Below are 18,309 nucleotides of genomic sequence, written 5' to 3'. Positions count from 1 at the left end.
CGTTATCCCCTGGCTTTCCATTGCGCAATGCTGATGGGTGCTAATCCCAGATTCTCGTTATGGCGTTCGATGTAGTCGCGATAGTCGTAACGTGCGCCAGGAAAGCCGAGCATCTTCCAGGAAACCATCTCTTTGTTGCCGCCATAAATCGGATCGGCAAAGAAGCCTTCCATGGTGTTATTCAACACGTCGAGGAAGAATGATTTTGCGTCGTAGCCCTCGAACTGCACCTTGCCTGCTTCCATCGCCTCAAGCAGCTGGTCCTGCTGTTCCGTGGTCAGTTCGGCAAAGTTCTTTTTCGTGGTCTGCTGCACATAACGATTCAATGCGGCGAGGCCATGGCGGTAACGTTGCTGCGGCACCAGCGGGGATTGGTCACCTTGCTCCGGCGTTCCCTGCTGGAAGGGGCCTTCCATATACAGCCGTTCAAAGGTGCCGTAAAAGCCATGCAACTGGCGATCAATAAACACCGCGCAGCCAGCCTCTTTTCCGCCGATGCTGAGTTCATCAGCAGGGATCAGGCGGTCCACGATGGCTTCAACGGTTTGGGCTTCTTCCGGGGTAAAAAACAGCCAGCCTTGCTGGTCAAACGACTCGGGGGGATTGTCGGAGAAGGGCGTCCAGCCCGGAGAACCTTTGAGAGAGACGGCATCTGCCGCTTGGGTAACCGTGGCGGCGACGCCCAGCGTCGTCCACGTCAACACCTGCCGTCGCGTGACGCCCGGCAGCGTTTTGGCTCTTTTTTTCATTTTGCTTCCTAATTGTAAGTTGAACAAATTTGCTACAAAGGTGTTTCTGGATTCAAAAATACCGCCACAGACTCTGCGTGTTGTGTTTATGTGTGATTAACATTGTACAAATGTTAAATGTAGGGGCTTTCGCCGAGAGAGCCAGTCAGCGGGGGAGAAAATGCATTTTTTGTTCAAAAAGAGGGGAATGAACGAGGTTCAGATGGGTGTTTAGTTAAGTTTTATTTACTCAATCTGCTGAGTCGCGATGTCACTGATGCAGCGGATCAGTGCTTCGGCAGCGGGTGCATGTAACGCGCCCTGACGCAGGGTCAAGCCAATCTCGCGTCGTGTATCAGGTAAGGCAAACTGTAACGGGCGCAGGATGCCTGCGGTCAGTTCGTACTCCAGTTGATGGGATGAAACCGCCGCAACCATATCAGAATTCAGCAACAACCCACGCACAATGGCGAGATCACCGCTTTCAACGATGGGGGCGGGGGCGTTCATCCCCAACGCCTGGAAAGCGGCATCCAGCAGGTGACGAGCGGGCGAGTTCACGCGAGGTAAAATCCACTGCACATGGGTTAAATCCGACGCGCTGAGCTGGCGTCCGGCCAGCGGATGTTGCGGTCGCACCAGCAACACCAGCGATTCGGCAAACAGCACCTGATTTTGAATATCCAGTACGTTCTCATCCTGACGCAATGCCCCGAGGATAAAATCAATATCTCCGGCACGCAGTTCGGTGACCAACGCGTCGAAAGCACTTTCATTGGTGACGATTTTGATGCCGGGATGGATTGCCACCAATTGGGTAATCGCCAGCGGCAGCAGGGTGCTGCGGCATAACGGCAGCGCGCCCACATGCACCGTGCCACGGAAAATACCGGTCGCGGCTGCCAGATCCTCCGGAATATGACGAATCTCATTCAGGGCGCGGCTAATAAAGGGTGACATTTCCCGCGCGGCTGCGGAGGGCATCATTCCTTTTGGTGTGCGCTGGAACAGGGAAATTCCGGCACCTTTCTCCAGCACTTTTAACGCGGCACTGACCGCAGGCTGACTGATACCGAGTGAGTTAGCCACGCTTTGCGTATGGTGCAGGCGATACAACCGCAGGAAGACTTGCAGGCGACGAACGTTAAATAACCAGATTGGCTCGGCCTCTTCACGGTGATGATCGCGTTGTTTGAGTCGACTCAGGGTCGCCGGGATTTGTTGCAACTCGTTGATGGCGCGCTGTGCACGCGGCAGCACGCATTTCCCCATTTCGGTCAACAACATGCCGCTGGCGTGACGTTCAAACAACGGCGTAGCTAAAGTGTGCTCAAGATCACGAATGGATCGGGTGATCGCCGATTGCGTGCGAAATAATTTCTCCGCAGCTTCCGATACCGTACCGCGTTCCGCAATCATACAGAAGGCGCGTAGTTGCATGATTTTAATATCATTATCTTCGGCTTTCATTGCGGACATTTCCCTGGTTGCTCTGGCGATCGAAATCACAACATAAATAAAAATCATAGCTCGCGCAATGAAAGGCATTATCCGGCCAGTAAGTGGCATGTCAGGATGAAAAAAACCGCAACAGCAGGAAAGAAAGATGGAAAACACCGCTAAAAAAAGTGCCCTCGTTGTCAGTGCCCATTCTGCCGATTTTGTCTGGCGCGCGGGTGGCGCTATCGCCTTACATGCCGAGCGCGGCTATGACGTCCATGTGGTTTGCCTGTCATTCGGTGAACGGGGCGAGTCCGCCAAACTGTGGCGCAAAGGCAATATGACCGAAGAGATTGTCAAAGCGAATCGCCGCAGCGAAGCACAGTCAGCGGCGGAGATTCTCGGTGCGTCGATTGAGTTTTTCGACCTCGGTGATTACCCGCTGCGTGCCGATAAAGAAACACTTTTTCGTCTGGCTGACGTGTTCCGCAGGATACAGCCGCATTTTGTCCTGACCCATTCTGTTGCTGATCCCTACAACTACGATCATCCGCTGGCTGCCAATCTTACCCAGGAAGCGCGCATCATCGCCCAGGCCGAAGGCTATCGTCCGGGCGAGCCGATCATCGGTGCGCCGCCGGTGTACTGCTTCGAGCCGCACCAACCGGAACAATGCAACTGGAAACCTGATGTCCTGCTGGATATCACTTCGGTATGGGAAAAGAAATACGCGGCGATTCAGTGCATGGCGGGTCAGGAACATCTGTGGGAATACTACACGCGTGTCGCTTTACAGCGCGGTGTGCAGGCGAAACGCAATGTGGGTATCACCTCATCGCGTGTTATCAGCCACGGCGAAGGCTATCAAAGTCTGTTCCCGCGCGTGACGGAGGACCTGTCATGAGCCATGTGAACCAGAAAGGCGTGGTGGTGCGTAATATCGAGCGAGCAGAACCGGAGCTGGTGGCGCAGTTTGCCACTTTTGGGGTGGCGACGGTACATGAGGCGCAGCAGCGTCAGGGATTACTCGATGCACGTATTCGCCCGGTGCAGCAAGGCACGGCCATCGCAGGCAGCGCCGTGACGGTGCTGGTTACCCCCGGCGATAACTGGATGTTCCATGTTGCGGTGGAACAATGCCAGCCAGGAGATGTATTGCTGGTGGCCCCGACTTCAGATTGCCATGACGGCTTCTTTGGAGATTTGCTGGCCACCTCGTTACAGGCGCGCGGTGTGGTGGCGCTGGTGGGCGATATCGGCATTCGCGATAGCCAGACGCTGCGTGAGATGCATTTTCCGGTGTGGTCACGGGCGGTGTACGCGCAGGGTACGGTGAAAGAGACGCTGGGTTCGGTGAATGTGCCGGTGATTTGCGCGGGTCAGTTAGTCAACCCAGGTGATCTGGTGGTGGCGGATGATGATGGCGTGGTGATTGTACCGCGTGCAGACGTCAGGACGGTGGCGCAGGCGGCAGCGCAGCGGGTGGAGATCGAAGAGAGTAAACGCCAGCGTCTGGCGGCGGGAGAACTGGGGCTGGATATTTACCAGATGCGACAAAAACTGGCCGCGAAAGGATTGCGTTACGTCGATTCGCTGGCAGAACTGAAGAGCCTTTGACGATGAAACAGACGCTCATCCCCTGTGTACTGATGCGTGGTGGCACCTCAAAGGCTGCCTGTTTTCTGGCGCAGGATCTGCCCGCCAATCCCGCGTTGCGCGATCGGGTGCTGCTGGCGGTGATGGGATCGCCCGATGCACGGCAAATCGACGGCATCGGCGGGGCCGACCCGCTGACCAGCAAAGTGGCGATCATCTCCCCCTCGACCCGCCCTGATGCGGATGTGGATTATCTGTTTGCGCAGGTGAATGTGGACAAAGCACTGGTCGATTACGGCCAGAACTGCGGCAACATTCTGGCCGCGGTCGCGCCTTTTGCTATCGAAAAAGGGATGGTGGCGGTACAAGGCCCGCAGACCCGGGTACGTATCTTTATGGTCAATACCGGGCAAATCGCCGAGGCGCAACTGCCAACGCCCGATGGCGTGGTGGAGTATGAAGGGGATACGCGCATCGATGGAGTGCCCGGTTACGCGGCCCAGCAGGTCCTGAACTTTGCCGATATCGCCGGTTCCAGCTGCGGCGCATTGCTGCCCACCGGGCAGGCAAGAGACCAGTTTGATGGCGTGGCGGTGACCTGCATCGATAACGGGATGCCGGTGGTCTTGCTGCGCGCTGCCGATCTCGGGCGTACCGGGCTGGAGAGCCGTGAACAGCTCGATAATGATGATGAGTTGAAAGCGCGACTGGAATCAATCCGTTTACAGGCCGGGCCGCGTATGAATCTGGGCGATGTCGCGCAACGTACCGTGCCCAAAATGACTCTGATTGCGGAACCGACCCTGGGCGGGACGCTTTCGACCCGCACTTTTATTCCGCATCGCTGCCATGCCTCCATCGGCGTGCTGGGCGCGGTCAGCGTGGCGACTGCCTGCCTGATTCCCGGTTCGGTGACGGAAGGGATAGCGCAACTGCATCCCGGTGCGGATCAGCGTCTGGCGGTTGAACATCCGAGCGGGGAGTTCAGCGTGATGTTGCAGCGTGACAGTGCAGGGAATATTACCCGGAGTGGCCTGATACGCACCGCACGGTTGTTGTTTATCGGAGCGGTAGCGGTACCGGGTTCACTGTGGCAGGGAGAGACAAATGACTAATATCGCCATCATTGGTTTTGGTGAGGCCGGACGGATTTACGCCCAGGACCTGGCGGCGCAGGGTGCGCAGGTGACGGTCTGGGATAAAAAATTCCTCAGTGGCGAGGCAGATCAACTTAAAGATTTGGCGGGGCAGTGGCGGGTACGTGCCGCGCCCAGCCTGGCGCTGGCACTGGAAGGTGCCACGCTGGTGCTCTCTCTGGTGACAGCCGGGAATGCCTTGCAGGTTGCGCAGCAGGTCGCACCGCTCCTCAGGCAGGGACAAGTGTTACTGGATTTCAATTCAGTCGCGCCTGACACCAAACGGGCGGCGGCGCAGGCGGTGGCCCAGGGCGAGGGAGGCTATCTGGATGTGGCTGTCATGGCCCCGGTGCCGCCCAAACGACTGGGCACGCCGTTATTAATCGGCGGCAGCCAGGCCAGCAGTGCAGCGGCATTGTTAGCCGGGCTTGGCTGTCAGGCGCGCGCCGCCAGCGAGGAGATTGGTACGGTTTCAGCGATCAAAATGTGCCGCAGCGTGATGATCAAAGGTCTGGAGGCGCTGACTACCGAATGTCTGGCTGCCGCTCAACGTTATGGGGTTGAGGAGGCGGTGCTGAATTCGCTGCATGCCAGCTTTCCCTCGCTGGGCTGGAATGATGCGCTACCCGATTATCTTATCAGCCGGGTCGCAGAGCACGGCGTCAGGCGGGCGGAAGAGATGCAGGAGGTGGTGAAGACGTTGCAGGATGTGGGGCTGGACGCGCCGCTCAGCCAGGCCATTTGTCAGGTTCAGGCGGCGTTACCGGCACAGCTCAAAACACATCAGCTGCAATATCAGGACCTGGTGCCATTCAGCTGGCGTGCCGTACTGGCGCGACTAATGAAAAAGCCGTAACACTGTAGCTACCGTCTTGAGCGTCAATCCCCGGTGCGAATAAATTCGCACCCTACAGACGTAGGGTCGGCATTCATGCCGACCAGGCCAATAACCGCACGTTTTCGTAGCGGCGCGATTTATCGCGCAATTCTTCGTGCGTTGCGGGAAAAACCCGCGCAATAAATTGCGCCGCTACAAGTGTGGCTTAGATCAGTACATCAGCGCACCCTCCCTCGCGCAGGAATACCGGTATAGCACTAAGCGGTGCGGCGACGCTGATACGCTGTCCACCCTGATAACGCTGACCATCGCGTGCAATCCATTGTTCACCGGCAGGCAACCAGACGTCCCGTTCACGCTGTCCGGCGTGCAACACCGGCGCGACCAGCAAGTCTTTTCCCAGCAGATACTGATCTTCCACCTGCCAGCTCTCCGCTTGCTGCGGATAGTGATAGAACAACGGACGCATCACCGGATCGCCCAGCTCATGCGCTTCCCGCATCAACTGATCGATATAGGGGCGCAGACGCTCGCGTTGCAGCAGGCAACTTTTCATCAGGGTGAAATTCTCTTCGCCATAGCTCCACACCTCATTCGGCGAGCCGCTGTTACATTGCGCGATGCCATCGCGCCAGGCTTCTGCCGGTTCAATCTGCGGCTCACGATAACCATGCAAACGCATGACCGGGCAGAACACCGCCCACTGGAACCAGCGAATCAATAGCTCATGAAACGCCGGGTCGTGAATATTGCCGCCCTGAAAACCGCCGATATCGGTGGTCCACCACGGAATCCCGGCCATCGCCATATTCAATCCGGCGGTGAACTGGTTACGCAGCGCATGGAATGAGGAGTGGACATCACCGGACCAGGCCAGCACCCCATAACGCTGGCTGCCCGCCCAGGCGCAACGCACCAGATTGACGATCTCCGTTTCACCCTGTTGTTGCAGCCCTTCATAAAATCCGCGGGCAAACAGCTGTGGGTAGATATTGCCCACTTCCTGCACCGGGCCAAGATGGTAGCGATAATTATCAAAATCGTAGGCGCGATACTCGGGTTCCGCCTCATCCAGCCAGAAGGTGCGGATGCCGTGGTCATAGTAATTACGTTTCACCTCCTGCCAGACAAACTCACGCGCAGCGGGGTGGGTCGCATCGAAGAAGGTGGTATTGCCCATAAAATCAAGGTTTACCGACACGCCACGCTCACTGTTAACCAGCAGACCTTTTGACTTCATCAGCCGATAGTTATCGCTGCGACTGTCTACCGTTGGCCACACCGACACCATGGTTTCAATGCCCATCTCCTTCAGTTCCTGCACCATGGCGCGCGGGTCCGGCCAGTCGCGGGCATCAAAGCACCAGGTGCCCTGATTCGGCCAGTGGAAAAAGTCGATAACGATGACCGAGAGCGGCAGCTGTAATCGACGGTATTCGCGGGCCACCTCCAGCACTTCCTGTTGGGTACGGTAGCGTAATTTGCATTGCCAGAAACCGGTGGCAAAGCCTGGCATCAGCGGGGCAGTGCCCGTGGCTCGACCATATTGACGGACAATGGCTGCCGGGGTATCACCTGCCGTGATCCAGTAATCCATCTGGTCGGTCACCTCAGCCTGCCAGCGCGTGCCGTTCTTACCAAAAGTCACTTCACCAATCGCCGGGTTGTGCCACAGCAGGCCATAACCGAGGCTGGAAACCATAAAAGGGACGCTCGCCTGGGAGTTACGTTGTGCCAGTTCCAGTGTGCAGCCTTTCAGGTCGAGACAATCCTGCTGGTATTGCCCCATACCGTAGATTTTTTCTTCCGCGCGCGCTTCGAAACGCACGCTCAGCTGATATTTGCCGCCGGGAATCGGGCGAAAGCTGCGGCCATCCAGTTTCAGGGCGCTGATGTATTTATCCTGGCTTTTCTCGGTCGCGCCGATGCCGACGGTGCTGCGTTGCCGCCAGAATTCTTCCAGCAGCAGTTCCCCATGCTGGTTATAGAAAGCCAGCTGGCCGCGAATGTTCAGGGTGGCAGTGATGTTACCATTGCGCAGGCTGAGTGATTCTGGTTGGCGCTGGATTTCCACCTCGCAAGGTTGGGCGGGTAACAGCGCCCAGTCACTGTCGATCAGATCAGGCTGGCAGGTGGCGCGTACTCGCAGGCTGTTTGCGCCCCAGGGTTCAATAACCAACGTCTGACGATCAAATGTCCAGACAATACGCTGGGATTCGGCGCGTAATTCGCTCATGACTACTCCTGTGGTTGTAAAACGCCAGCGACGGTTGTGGCGGGTTGTGTCGACACTTTGTTCTGGTTGATGCTGCGCATAACGGCATCATTCAGTTTGTAGCCGCGCATCGCCAGCGCGCTAAGTAAGGCCAGCAGGCCGGGGATAACGGAAAATAATGCGACAATGGCGATCATCGCGGAGGATTGCTGATGTGCGGCCTGAGCGACATACCCGCTCAAGCCCAGGGTCCAGCCGACAATGGCACCGCTGATGGCCATCCCCATTTTCAGTACCGCCAGTAAGGTGGAGAACACGGTGCCATCCATACGTTTCCCCTGACGATATTCGCCATAATCCACCACGTCAGACATCATCACCCACATCAGGGTGGTGGTGACCTGGTAGAAACTTGAGACGATAAACGTCATACCGACCAGTAATACCAGGGTGGCAGGGAGAAATACGATGCTGATACTCAGCACGCCACACACGATGGCGCTGAGGGTAAAGGCGGTGATTTTGCTCAAGCGCCGCGTAAGCAATTTTGCCAGCACGCTGCCGACGCTTTTCCCGACAATATGTGCGGCCAGCAACCACATAAACAGGCTGGCATTGCCGAGAAAATAGGTCACGTAGTACATCATGGCGCCCAGACGCACCACACCGAAGGAGATGTTGCAGAACACCAGTAGCGCCACGACGCGCCATTGATCGTTACGCAGCAGGTCACGCAGGTCGGCGAGAAAATGGCCATGGCTGGCGGGAGCATTGACACGCTCACGGGTATTGAGAAAACAGACAAAAAACATCAGTGTCGCCAGCGTCGCCATAATCGACATCGCGGCAAAGTAACCCTCCAGCTTATTACCGCCACCCAGCCAGGTGGCCAGCGGAATCATCAGAAAGGTCGACATCGCCCCACCCAGGGTCGCGAGAAAAAAGCGCCACGACTGCAATGAAATACGCTGCGTATCATCGGCAGTGATAATCGCGCCCATGGAACAATAGGGGATATTGATCGCGGTATACATCAGCATCATCAGGCTATAGGTGACGGCGGCGTAAACCATTTTGCCGCTGAGCGACAGGCTTTCCGGCACGGCATAGATCAACATGCAACTGACGCCAAAAGGCACGGCGAGCATCAGCAACCAGGGGCGGAATTTACCCCAGCGTGAACGGGTGCGGTCGGCCACCATGCCCATTGCCGGATCGATCACTGCGTCGGCAACACGCGCCAGCAGGAACAGGGTGCCGACAAATACCGCAGGCAGACCCACCACATCGGTGTAATAAAAAGTGAGGAAAATAATGACGTTATCGATGGCGATATGGCTGGCCATGTCACCCAGTCCATAACTGATTTTCTCTTTAATCGTTAAGCTTGCTTGCATAAAGATTCCCGCCTGTCTTTGAATCGCTAAGGGTCAATGACACCCTCCCTGGTTCCGACGGTTAGTTATAGGAAGCGAGGGGCGGCGAAACAATTGCGGGATTTGTTTAGAGTTTTATGTTTTTTACTTTATGTGATACGGGTAACAAGAATGACAACAAAAAATTAACATGGCAAAGAATCTGCAATAGCCCGCGGCTTATCAAGGAGTTACCTCAGTCAAACCCGGCATGGCTAAACACCAATAAGCCAGGGCGATTGCGTGATATCTGCATCGAGGGTGGCTTTAAATGTCTCTTTGAACAAAAACCATGCCATCGTGATGTTCTCTTCAGCCCGTTCCGGGTGAACGGTAATAAAATGTTCGCATAGCAGACCAAAAACCATTTCGGGGTCTGGCATGATCAATCGGGTGACCAGCAAATCACTGGCAAACAGTGATTTAAAGAATGCCAGACAGTGGTTTTTATTCGGGCCAGCAACGTCATTCATCAGCAAAAACTGTCCGGTACTGGGGAGGGCATAAAAGTTACGCTCCTCGGCTGTCCAGCGATGGGCTTCGGTTGCCATCACGCTATTTATTCTTTGCTGTAAACGAATTAAAAATGCCGGTCCTGAAAGTTCGTTCATAAATACCGGGCCGGCAAAGCGATTTTTAGCCCAGGCAGCAAAATCCTGTGGGGTTTGCGGTTCACTGTTAACACCCGCCAGACGAATCTCCGCGCTGTTATTGCATGGTGAACACGGATTAACCAACATGAGGTCGATAAATTGTTCCGGGCTGAGCAGCATCGGTGACGCTTTTTCACTGTTCGACAGCGGGCCTGTCCCGGCGGTCAAAATAAGGCTAATGGGGCGATCAGGAAGGGAAGATATTCCCGGCCTGATTATCACAAACTGATTCGCCTGACGTGCCTGCTGCCAGTAATTTAAGGTGCCATTAAGATGTTTTCTGAACTCCCTGGCATAGGTTTGCATTTGCTTCACCTGCCATAAGTGTTCAGGCAATGATAAGAACCGGTCTGGCACACGATAGTCATCAGGAAACTGTCTTGTCAGCACATTGAGCTGATTGATCGCACGTTGCCAGTCGCGGTATTTGATCGCAGAAGGGCGCAGGTCAAAACGGTATTTCCAGGGTTGGCTGAAGAATTCCGGCGTGACATAAGGTTGTGCGTCGTAATAGCTGAGGAAATGATTTATCGCCAGATGATCCTGATGTAGTTGTGTTGACTCAACTTCAGACGGTAGCAGCCGATGTCCGGGTGACATTAACCACATGATGGCATCAATCGTGCGCTTCAGGTAAGTCATGCTGACTTCAAGCCAGGTCGTTAAAGCCGGTGTTCTGTTGAGCGACAGGAAGGGGTCCTGAGTCAGCAAAAGATTGAGGGCGTTAAAAAGGGCCTGTTTATCCCTCAGTTTTTTCAAGGTGCGGTTACAGATACTTTCATCATAAAGATCGTCCTCCCGCCAGGAAAAAATAGCCCAGTTTTGGTCATTCAGCTCCACTTCATTACCGGTACGTTTTTGCAGTTCGTCTTTGAGCGAGCGGCCGTGGCGCTTCAGATGAACTTCGATGTCAATCAATCCATCAGGGATCGCGACAGAACGGAACGGAATTCCCATCGTGATGTTACTTAACAGGCGAATATGTTCGCGTCGGGATGTCTGTCCACGGAGTAATGCAGATCTTTTTTGTTGCTGCTGTTGTTCGTTTAAAAGCGGCGTGAATGTCGGCAGCAATTTATCCTGCTCATGTGCCAGAAAACTTTCGATGGTGGAATTGAATAACGATGCTGAAGAATGCTGGTCAGGGGCGTGAATCCGGTATGGCCAATCATTGAACCCGTCAGGGAGTCGTAATAACTCACCCTTTGCATCGATAATGTGGAAGCTGGCTTTTTGATAATTATCCTCGCTGAAAATAAACACCATATTCCCGTTATGAAATTGCAGCATGTAGGGGGTTAATTGTGACGAGGGGGTGGTTTGCGTGGTGTCATGCTGCAAATATGACACAGGAGAGAAAGTCCCGTTGTGAATAAGTTGAGCGGCGACTTGCTTATTGGTCCGACGCCAGAGCGAAGTTGTATTTCGACTCTTTTGCTGCCAGGCAGCAGGAACGGATTGAGAAAAGAATCTGTGTGACGGTTGTTGCCCGGAACGCAGCGCAGCGACATCATCCTGGAGCGTTTCCCGCAAGCTGAGTGATGCCCAGATTTTGGTATGAGCAGAGTGGACGGTCAGAGGATAAAAAACGTCCCGGTTTGCTGCCAGGCTGGCATAAAGGATCGGGTTCCTGGCATGACTGAACCCGAGATAATAAGTGTCACTCATCGGATCCCACCAGACTCCACGGAATCCCTGTTGCGGGAGTTCATTGGCAGGGACAGTTGGGTTAATTGCTCTGCGGGTTATTAATGTCATCGCATCGGCGGGCCAGTCAGTATAATTACCCAGCACGCGGATAATGGCTTGCCTGAAATGATCGACTGATGAGAGACGCTTCGGCTTCAGCAAATTGCGCGTTTTCCACTGACTGACCTCTGGATGTGCTGCCAGTGCATTAATACGTTCCGACTGTAACTGTTCCAGCGGATCAATATCCACATCATAGAATGGCAGGTGTTGGCGCAGCCATTGTTCAATCAGATTTTTTTGCCTGACAAAATCGGTTTCATTTTTCGCCTGGCTGATTTGTTGTAACTGATTACGTGCTGCTGCGGTCATCCAGTTGGAAAAGGTGGTCACCGTGCTTTCATCATCGCGATAACCGGCCTGAGCGGTGACCTTGCTGTGCTTAAGGGTAAAATGGCCTGTTCCCTCAGAGGCGAAACAAATCGCGGTTAATGTTTCATCCGTCAGTGACGTCGGTTTTTGCCGAACTATTCCGGTAGTGGCAAGCGGTAAACCATAGGGGAAGATCAGACCTTCATCCTGATGCAAAATATCAAAACCCACCCCAGCTACTGACACAGTCTGACGGTTGTTTTTCCTTGTGGAAAGATACCAGGTAAATTGTAACTTGCCCTGATTACGGGCCTGTTTAAAGCGTTGATCGAGATGGTTGGGCAGGGTGAAGTTTAGTAATCGATGGTGACTTTGCACTGCGCTTACAGCCAGAGAGAGTAATTGCTGGTGCTGTGCAGGGGATAGGTCATCGAAGCTGAGGTCGGTGACAAATACTGCCAGCTGCTGGCTGTCATTGATGCAGGCGCGCAGATGTGTCTGCATCTTAGCTGCATGTTCGAGACAACCAGCCAGGTAACTCAGGGCGTCTTCCGCAGCGTGACGACCTGGTACATTCAGTAAACCTATCTGGCGTGGCGAAGGAATCAGACCGGCATCATGCAGAGCAAGACTGGCAAGTTTCAGCAGCTTTTGCTGACTGTTATCGTTAAGTTGCAGCTGGTGGGCAATGACCGCCCCAAGACAGAGTTGTTGTGGCAAAGCATCTTTTAATGTTGCCTCAGCCAGACAGCGATCGACGTGGGTTAACATGTTGGTAAAAGCGAGTTGATGGCGAATAGCTGCCGTCATATAACGCCGGAGGGCCAGGGACGACAAACCCTGGCCGATGTTAAGTATTTGCTGGTAACGCCGCGTGGCATCAACAGTCAGCGTGTTGATAAAGTCTTTATCAGTGAGATTTTTCAGCGTTATTAATGGACCGTTCAGAACGGTTTGTATTTGGCGGAACGTAAAGTCATATAAATCAGGAGCAGCAGGCCAGCATATGCCAAATATGTCACTTAATAGCCGAAGGGTACGGTCCGCATCCAGTGTCACCTCGTCAGGTAAATAACGTTGCAAGACGGTTAACTGGTCTGTCAATAGTGTGCCATTGTCATTAATCAGCGTATTGATCATCAGCAGGGCATCATTGCGATCCACTTCGTTTGTTGAAGGGGTGAAAAAGATGTAGCCAGAGATACGATCATGAAAAGGTAAAGATGAAAAATAGACAAAGTTTTGCAGAACTGAGGCTAAATTCAGTTGGTATAACTGGGTCATATTCTGCGCGAGTTGCGGCTGTTGGTGCATATATGGTGCAGTGATAGCGTTTATCAGAGCGGGCTCTCCTGCATCCGGCAAAGCATAAAAAGGATGATCACGGTAAACCTGCCGCCGGGAACGATGATGCGCTTCGGAAATGAAATCATTAGTGAGAAAAGTAAACCAACGCCCCTCATCCAGCTGGTAATACTGACTAAACAGCAGATGCGGGTAAGAACGACAACATTCACGCATCGCTTCTTTTACCAAAGAAATAAATACCGGATTGATGACGCTATTAATGATAATTTTTAACCCACCCGTTAAAGTGGTAGCACGGAGTTCCTGCTGCCAACCCGCCTTTACTTTGTTCGTTACTTCAGACAGCCAGGGTTTAAGGTTCTGACTCCGCATCTGCGGTGACAAATATTCCTGAATAGCAGAAAGCCAGTCATTCTGTGCCTGGACGCTTAACCATTCATCAACAGCATAATGAGACAGCACTTTGGCACTGTATTCGATACGTGCGAAAGATTGATAGATGTGTGCTATGTCATTCTCTAAGCGGAAGTCGGTTCTGATAAACTCTGCCAGAGAGGGCAACACGGCATCGGGATGAAGGTGGCTATATTCACTGCTGCGACGACGGAAAGTTTCGATATCCGGGCTGAACAGCGCAATAGCCGCAGGCTGGGTATGTATTTGTTGTTCAATATAATGGGTGAGGTGGTTGATAATTGCGCGGTGGAATTTATCCTGTATCGATGAGTGAGTGGCGTATAATGTTGCTTTATCGAGAAGGTATTTTATATTCTCCAGAATCTTATCATGTGTATCCCTTTTGACCTTACCTGTTTTTTTTATGCTTTGTAATAATAGTTCAGCGTTTTCACTCATCAGAATGTGTTTGAGGGTGAAAAGGTAGTTAAACTCAAACGCCTGAATATTGCTGTCAAGAATATTGTTTATTGCTTTTTTGGCCTGACCAAGCAGCAGATTCTGATCGGAAGTTGTCAGGCGTCCAGGGATAACGTTTGCCTGGTTGATGTTTTCACTCAGGTAATCAAACAACATTTCGGCACTTAAGGCAGTACGATTGGGACTAAGATTATAATAATCATCCAGTTCTATGATTTTACCGACATAACTCCAGACGGGAATGATAAAACTCATAAAGCAGAACATCGCCATTTTGTCATAGTCATGGAAAAGCTTCCATCCGCCACTTTCGGCGGAATCAATAACAACCTGGACTTCAGGTTTTTTGAGCGTTGCGAAGAAGATTTTTTGATACAAATCAGGGGCATTAGCATGGATATCAAAAATATTTGCTGTTGAATTTAAAGCAAGATAGTCCGCCGAGTGACAGGTGATATTCATTTTCTCGGGGGTGGCAAGTAAATGGCTTTCATTTTCTAATAATTCCTTTGCCTGTGGTTTTATCCATGGATAGAAAACATGATGTTTTAGATTAGACGCAAGTGTCCTGATTTCTTTTTTTGCCATCCCAGCCCCCCAGGGGAATAAGAAGGTTTTGCTGTTTTTAAAGCCAAAGATAGGGAATAAAATCTCTGAGGGTTTTCCGGCCAGTCCTGTTAAAGTGGTGGCAATTTTGTTGTAAGTTACTTTCAGCTCCGCATCAATGTTGGTAAGTTCATTAGCAATCTCTCTAATCGTCTTTTCGAGTGCTGAAGATTGCTCCCGGCTTGCCTGGTGTAGGCTATCTCTTAACAATTCAAGGTGTAATTTCTTATTCATTTTTTGAATGAATACTTTTTTGATTGAAACTTCCAGCCCTTTCAGGGTTTTTATCATTGAAGACATCAGATAGACATCTGATGCGCAGATCATTCCCTGGAAAAGCGATTCCAGCACAGACGTCAGGACAACATCCTCTTTCTTTATGATCAAATCATCAAGTAATTCAAGGCAGTTATAACCGGGAAGTTTTTCAACAAAAAGCTGCCAGTTACCTTTTTCCATATCACGTTCTCTTTCCGTTGCCGTGGTGTTATTTATCCTTTCCCTTTCATAGTCAAGAAATTCTATTCGGGCCTCGATAACCTCTTTTTGCAAAGAGGTTATCGCCTGAGCAGAACGCCCTAATTTTTCCTCGGTAAAAAATGCAACGATTTTTTTGGGTGGTCTGGTGAACTCACACCATTTCACTTTGGTATAAAGAGCGCGTTCATCGATAAATTCCCGTGCTTTTTCAGGAGGACTAAGCCATGACTCCTTAAAATCCGGTTCTGCATCACAAGGGTCCCAAAAGGGTTTTCCATCGTGGAATACAAAATGTGCCTCAAGAAATTCATTAGATAAGCCGATGATTTCTTCGGTTTTATTAATTGCCAGGCGTATGATAGGGAGCTGTCGGTTTATGCGGCTGGCTTCAATATTGATGGCGAAAAAACGCTTTTCTTTTGTCTGAGTATGGGTTGCACAAAATATTTTACCTTTTTCACTGTGTTTTCTTAGGTTATAGGCAACTTTTAATACCGTGTTAGCATCAAACCTGAACGATTTTGGCATAAACATATAGCGAAAGAGCTGAATGCGCTTATTTTCAAGCCTGACCGTACTAATCTCGACCAAAGAACTATTGAGGAAATTCTTTTCATCAGTGGATAAAATATCAAACGCCATAGAGACAATCGGCTTGTATAAATCCATATGCTTATTATGTGTGCGCAGATAAATTGTTTCATACTTACTCTTTAGCTCGTCTCGTTTGGGGTAAGACTTAAGCACAAATGCGGAAGTGTCATCTGAAATATAGTTGCGCAAGGCTTCAGGGATAAGGTGCGGTAAACGTTCCCACAGTATATATAGGCCATCAGGGAAACTACGAATGACATCACGTAAATTTTTGCAGCCACGCAGATACTCGTAATAGGGATCTCTGTGCGGTGGTAAATGAATTCTGAGACTTTCACTGTCGAAATCAATCGGCAGCGCAACATTAATTCCTTTGTCCTGATAAGCGGACTCAATGATATCATTAAATGTCAGAAATATAAGCCTTTCCAGTTCGACATCTTTTTCATGATAAGCAATGAATTCCTGATTAATGTTACTGGTGAAGTTTTCAAATAACTCTCTCAGTGGGGCTATTTTTGAAATGTTATCGTAGAATTTCCTCCGGCGCAGATAGAATCCATCCAGCTTTCCTTCACTAAGAGCGGTGTCAAAATCTTCATGCCTGACATATTTATTATCAGAATATTGTTTCCCCAGATAATTCCAGTAATAATATATTTCTTTTGAAACGATTGCCAGATCGGATTTATTATGATTTTCAAATTGTATCAGATCGGGTGCGCACACTAATATGATGAAATCGCTCAGCTTCTCAGTTTTGGATAAATCGATTGTACCGAAGGCTTTAACCAGACTCTTTGATATAAACTGTCGAAGTTGTTTCAGGGCGTCATGGATTGTCTCCTGGTTTACTTTGCCAATATTTTTTAGCCAGATTTGGTTAACCTCTACCGAGGTGGAAAAAATGAGATCGTTGATATCAAAAATACGCTTTTCACCCGGGCGGGTTAACAGCACAGAGAGAATGTGCGTCATTAGCACTGACATTTCAGTACGGTCGGTTGAGCTAAAAGACTGAATATTCCACTTCTTAAGTAACGCGTCGGTATGCCTGATATTCAGATCGCAATGCTCATCGAAAAAGTAATGGCAAAATTTATTGACCAGTCGTAGCCCTGTCTCATCAGACTGCATCATTTCCTTCATATCACTAACGATATCATAACAGGTACGATTCCCTCCAACAGTCCTGACCAGCCCAAGGCTAATAAATTTATCTCCAGAGGAGACGTCATGGGTAATATTGGTATTGTTGTGGTGAGTTTCGCCAGGATATTCATTAACAGCATAATCTACCTCCTGGGAGGGAAATATATAGCGATAAATTATCACGCCACCCGTCAGGCTGAGAAGAGTCAGGGCAGTTAAGCTTTTTCCATAGGACTGCGGCTGTTGCATCAACGTGACCACTGTAGCCCCAACCATAAGTGGCGTGTTTGCGTTGGTCAGGCTGGATGAAGAGACACTGTTCTGTTTTGCGTTATATTTCTCATCGTAAACTTTCCAGGGGAGCAGGTTATGCAGGGAAGGCATTTTTTGCTGAACGGCCTGCTTCTTAATATGATGGCCCATCATCTCTTCGCGTATTTGCCGGGCAATATTGTTTGTCCGATGCGGGAAGAGTGTGGCCACCGGATTGAAACTATCAATCGCCTGAATGAAGCGGCCAACTCCGGGATATATTTGCGAGATTGCAGCAATCAGTACCGATTTAATGCCCTGATTAATGACAGGAAGAGTGATTAATTGAGCGGGTATAAATGCTGAGAAAAAATTCAGCAACACCTTATCACGGGGGACAGCAGAAAATGGACTACCGGCTGGTGCTCCTGGCTTTCCCAGCGCACCCCCACGCTCCAGCGTCGCGACTAATTTTGCAAAAACAGCCAGATTCACCGGAGCAGGTTGTCCCTGCTCAAGCCCTGAGAGCATGAGAAACTTCTCAACACAATGGCTTTCTCCGCAATAGAGTTTTTTGAGCAAAGTGTTAACCTCGGGTTGTTTCATTATCTTCAGGGCGATATCAATATAGATATGATGTCGGTAGGGGAAATCATCATTACGAAAATAATCTGCATCTAATTCTGCTTCTGGTGTGATGTATTCCAGCAACGGATTCAGATAGGTATATATTTTCTGCGAAAAGGGCTGGCAAGGAACATTGGTGATTTTTCTGATTGTTTCCATCACAAAATTGCAACGGGATACGGTTTGAGTAAATATGGAGTGATTACCAATGAGCGTTTCAGTATGGATGTCATTTTTCATGGTAAATTTCCTTACTTGTAATGCATTCCAGAGCAAGAATGAGACAGGCAAAATGAATTAATATGTTATGCCAGACCACAACGACGTTACAT

At 50.9% G+C, this 18,309-nt stretch carries 9 protein-coding genes; 4 read left to right on the top strand and 5 right to left on the bottom strand.

All coding sequences use genetic code 11. From position 1 onward, the window contains the following. Nucleotides 1-2: 2 nt before the first annotated feature. Entirely contained in the window at nucleotides 3-749 is a 747-nt protein-coding gene (locus CUN67_RS23095) for a gluconate 2-dehydrogenase subunit 3 family protein (RefSeq protein ID WP_208717791.1), read from the bottom strand. Between the two features lie 225 nt (nucleotides 750-974). Next, nucleotides 975-2,198: a LysR family transcriptional regulator gene (locus CUN67_RS23090; RefSeq protein WP_254711419.1), complete on the bottom strand. Its 1,224-nt coding sequence runs from the start codon at nucleotides 2,196-2,198 to the stop codon at nucleotides 975-977. 136 nt (nucleotides 2,199-2,334) lie between these two features. Between CUN67_RS23090 and galB the strand changes: the two genes are divergently transcribed. Genes galB through CUN67_RS23070 form a run of 4 tightly spaced genes read left to right on the top strand, consistent with a single transcriptional unit; the run spans nucleotide 2,335 to nucleotide 5,756 of the window. Beyond that, nucleotides 2,335-3,072, top strand: a complete 738-nt coding sequence (gene galB, locus CUN67_RS23085) for a PIG-L deacetylase family protein (protein ID WP_208717789.1) — start codon at nucleotides 2,335-2,337, stop codon at nucleotides 3,070-3,072. Then, entirely contained in the window at nucleotides 3,069-3,785 is a 717-nt protein-coding gene (locus tag CUN67_RS23080; RefSeq protein WP_208717788.1) for a 4-carboxy-4-hydroxy-2-oxoadipate aldolase/oxaloacetate decarboxylase, read from the top strand. The genes galB and CUN67_RS23080 overlap by 4 nt, the downstream gene beginning before the upstream one ends. A gap of 2 nt (nucleotides 3,786-3,787) precedes the next feature. Next, complete coding sequence (locus CUN67_RS23075) at nucleotides 3,788-4,879, top strand: 4-oxalomesaconate tautomerase (protein ID WP_208717787.1); 1,092 nt, start codon at nucleotides 3,788-3,790, stop codon at nucleotides 4,877-4,879. Further along, complete coding sequence (locus CUN67_RS23070) at nucleotides 4,872-5,756, top strand: NAD(P)-dependent oxidoreductase (protein WP_208717786.1); 885 nt, start codon at nucleotides 4,872-4,874, stop codon at nucleotides 5,754-5,756. The genes CUN67_RS23075 and CUN67_RS23070 overlap by 8 nt, the downstream gene beginning before the upstream one ends. A 187-nt stretch (nucleotides 5,757-5,943) precedes the next feature. Here the strand turns inward: CUN67_RS23070 and CUN67_RS23065 are convergent, their stop codons facing one another. The 3 genes from CUN67_RS23065 to CUN67_RS23055 form a co-directional block, all read right to left on the bottom strand. Then, nucleotides 5,944-7,974 (bottom strand): glycoside hydrolase family 31 protein, encoded by a 2,031-nt coding sequence (locus tag CUN67_RS23065; protein ID WP_208717785.1) that lies wholly within the window; start codon nucleotides 7,972-7,974, stop codon nucleotides 5,944-5,946. 2 nt (nucleotides 7,975-7,976) lie between these two features. After that, nucleotides 7,977-9,350, bottom strand: coding sequence for a glycoside-pentoside-hexuronide (GPH):cation symporter (locus tag CUN67_RS23060; RefSeq protein WP_208717784.1), 1,374 nt, complete (start codon nucleotides 9,348-9,350; stop codon nucleotides 7,977-7,979). Nucleotides 9,351-9,583: 233 nt separating this feature from the next. Then, the gene (locus CUN67_RS23055) at nucleotides 9,584-18,217 is read right to left on the bottom strand and encodes a hypothetical protein (protein ID WP_208717783.1); all 8,634 of its coding nucleotides are present in this window, start codon (nucleotides 18,215-18,217) and stop codon (nucleotides 9,584-9,586) included. Nucleotides 18,218-18,309 lie beyond the last annotated feature (92 nt).

Source organism: Pantoea cypripedii (genome assembly GCF_011395035.1).
GTDB classification, from domain to species: domain Bacteria; phylum Pseudomonadota; class Gammaproteobacteria; order Enterobacterales; family Enterobacteriaceae; genus Pantoea; species Pantoea cypripedii_A.
Note: the sequence above shows the minus strand (reverse complement) of the source record. Positions and strands in the feature narration are given on the sequence as shown.